At 60.6% G+C, this 1866-nt stretch carries 3 protein-coding genes and 1 pseudogene; all 4 read left to right on the top strand.

What is annotated here, in order from left to right; translation table 11 throughout:
* Positions 1-94: 94 nt before the first annotated feature.
* A complete protein-coding gene (locus CRO48_RS31460) occupies positions 95-508 on the top strand; it encodes a DUF6950 family protein (RefSeq protein WP_097143553.1) in 414 nt (137 codons plus the stop codon).
* A gap of 39 nt (positions 509-547) precedes the next feature.
* Positions 548-772, top strand: coding sequence for a hypothetical protein (locus CRO48_RS31455; protein ID WP_097143552.1), 225 nt, complete (start codon positions 548-550; stop codon positions 770-772).
* A 27-nt stretch (positions 773-799) separates the two neighbouring features.
* Positions 800-991, top strand: coding sequence for a hypothetical protein (locus tag CRO48_RS31450; RefSeq protein ID WP_097143551.1), 192 nt, complete (start codon positions 800-802; stop codon positions 989-991).
* Between the two features lie 381 nt (positions 992-1372).
* Positions 1373-1866, top strand: a pseudogene (locus CRO48_RS31445) (hypothetical protein); the annotation flags it as partial.

The following is a 1866-nucleotide window of genomic DNA, read 5'->3' as shown; positions in this document are numbered from 1 at the left end:
TCCAACGACCAGTTCCGAAAGTACAACTCCGTCGCCAACCAGTGGCAATACTGGTGGGGCGAACGCGAAGGCGAGACGATGGGTTGAGCCGATGATGATTGTTCGCAAAGACGACTGGTATTCGAGCCTTTCGCAGTACATCGACGCCGCCTTCCGCAGGCCGTTTGCCTATGGCGAGTTCGACTGCACGCTGTTTGCGGCCGGCGCCGTCGAGGCGATGACGGGCGTCAATCTCTACGCCAATTATGCCGGCCGCTATCAGACGCTCGCCGGCGGGCTGCGGCATCTGAAGAAGCTCGGCTTTGACAGCCACGTCGACTATGCCGCCTCGCTCTTCGAAGAGGTCCACCCTGCCATGGCGCAGGTCGGCGACGTCGCCGTGATCGATACCGACACCGGTCACGGTCTCGGCATCGTCCAGGGCTCGCGCATCTACGTCGCGCAGCCTGGCGCGCTGGGGCTGGGCCTTGCCGACCTCCTCCAAGCTTCGCGCGCGTTTCGTGTCTAGCGGCTGCGCGGCGTCTCCCTCTCCCAGAAAGGAACCAACATGTCTCAGACCCTAATTCGCAGCCTCAAATCACAGAACGCTTCCCTTCAAGGCGAAGTCGAGCGCCTCGCCATCGGCATCGACAGTCTGTCGCGACAGCTGGCCGATGCTCTCAACCTCCTTAAGCCGCACCACCCGGAGTTTGTGGCCTCGATCGTAGGCGACGACACCGGTGAAAAGGTTCCCGTCGTGATCATCGACGGAGATCCGGAAGACGAGGCCTGAACACCTAACCAACGGAAGGACTGACTAATGACAAACAAGACTTACGAGATCCGCAAGGATGGCGCGTTGCTCTTCACGGTCCAGGGCGCTCGCTGCGTCGTCGATGGCATGGGCGTCCGCGTCTACGACGACGAGGGCGACGTCGTGTTCAACGGCGACCACACGCATTCGGCCGTGAAAGAACCCGTTCGGCAGGTGGAGACGGGTGGAGTCGAGTAGCATGCGGTACCAGTCTTTCGTCCAGGCATCATCGACTTGGCAGCAGCAAGCCAAGGAGGCAAACCGCGGTCGGAAGACTGGTCCAGATGCAAGTTGTTTCCCCGGTCGAATCGCGCCCGTGTATTCCTACAAGAGTACGATTGTCGTCTGTCTGGCGATACGACAGGCCGCGAAACTCCCATCGCGCGTCCGCCGGACAAAGAAGCTCCCCGCCTTCGCTGCCGATAGACCCCAGCCTCACGGCAGGGAGATCGCCGCCATTGTCGTCTTCAATCATTCCACGTCTTCCCAACCGGTGACACAAGTTCGATCACAGCGAAGCGCATGTGTCCAGTCGGCCGCCAGGCAGCTTGATGAAATGTCGCGTTACAGGACTGGCAAATGAGACTGCTTGTCATCTTTCTTGCGATCTGGCTTCTCCTGGTTACGCCTTCGGCGGCGCATGCGGATCCAATCACCGCGTTGGTGACCGCAATCTCCGCAGCGGTTGGTAGCCTCGGAGCAATCGGGCAGTTCGTCTTCGGCCTCGCCTTGAAGATCGGCGTCGGGCTGCTTCAGAAGGCGATGCAGAAGGAGCCGGAGCCGGTTGGCGTCAGCGGCCAGATTGACGTCGGCGGCGATAACCCGATTTCATTCATCGTCGGCACCTACGCAACCACCGGGCAGCTGGAATATGGCGGCACCTGGGGGAAAGCCGGCAAGACGCCGAACGCGTATTTCACCCGCGTGTTTTCGCTCGGAGACATACCCGTCAACGGCCTCGTCGGCCTGATCGTCAACGGCGAGAAATGCACGATCGACTTTGACGAGACGAAGTACGGCAATTGGGGCTACCCGGTTACCGATTTCGCAGATGACGGCGACAACGCACTCTG

The sequence above is a fragment of the Rhizobium subbaraonis genome, from assembly GCF_900220975.1.
In the GTDB taxonomy this organism is placed as follows: domain Bacteria; phylum Pseudomonadota; class Alphaproteobacteria; order Rhizobiales; family Rhizobiaceae; genus Mycoplana; species Mycoplana subbaraonis.
The sequence above is the reverse complement of the archived record's forward strand: the minus strand, read 5'-3'. Positions and strand labels throughout refer to the sequence as shown.